Origin of the sequence: Streptomyces sp. adm13(2018), assembly GCF_008042145.1 — a bacterium.
Lineage (GTDB): Bacteria > Actinomycetota > Actinomycetes > Streptomycetales > Streptomycetaceae > Streptomyces.
This window is the reverse complement of the sequence record NZ_RDBH01000339.1, coordinates 1-631: the sequence shown is the minus strand read 5'-3', so window position 1 is coordinate 631 and position 631 is coordinate 1. Positions and strand designations below refer to the sequence as shown.

The following is a 631-nucleotide window of genomic DNA, read 5'->3' as shown; positions in this document are numbered from 1 at the left end:
CTGCTGCTCACGCCGCTCGGCTACACCGGCTGGTTCTACCTGGCGGTCGCGCTGGTCACCGGCGGCTGGTGGCTCTGGGAGGCGCACGGTCTCCTGAACCGCGCCAAGGCGGGCGCCACCGGCGCGAAGCTCAAGGAGATGCGCCTCTTCCACTGGTCCATCACCTATGTGTCGCTGCTCTTCGTGGCGGTCGCGGTGGACCCCTTCCTCCGCTAGGAGGCGTCCCCGCAAGGGGACATTCGGGGACGTCTGCATGGATGTCCCCCGCTCAGATGATCTGCTCGGCCGGCGGCCGGGTCACGTGGGATAGGCCACGTGACCCGGCCGTCGCCAGTCGATCTACCCCTCGGTAGCATCGGCTCCATGGCAGAAACGAAGCAGGCAGAGCGCAAGGCGGCCAGGCTCGCCAAGGAGATCAGGGCCTTCGCCGCGGAGCACGGCGGCTCTGAGGGCCACCTCGCGCACATCGGCCAGGCGGGCACCCGGATCGTCCTCGTCGGCAACGACGGCGGCTGGGGCGACCTCGTCGCACCGACGTACGAGATCGCCCGGCAGGCCGCCGAGAAGGCCGAGCTCACCCTCCACGAGGAGTTCGACGGCGACTTGACGGCGACTTCGCCGCCAAGGTCGT

The 631-nt window shown here is 69.6% G+C and carries 1 protein-coding gene and 1 pseudogene; both read left to right on the top strand.

The window, feature by feature from the left end; genetic code table 11:
• Window positions 1–216, top strand: a pseudogene (locus tag EAO70_RS37425) (protoheme IX farnesyltransferase); the annotation flags it as partial.
• A gap of 147 nt (window positions 217–363) precedes the next feature.
• A partial coding sequence (locus EAO70_RS37420; protein WP_148007212.1) for a hypothetical protein occupies window positions 364–631 on the top strand: 268 nt, incomplete at its 3' end.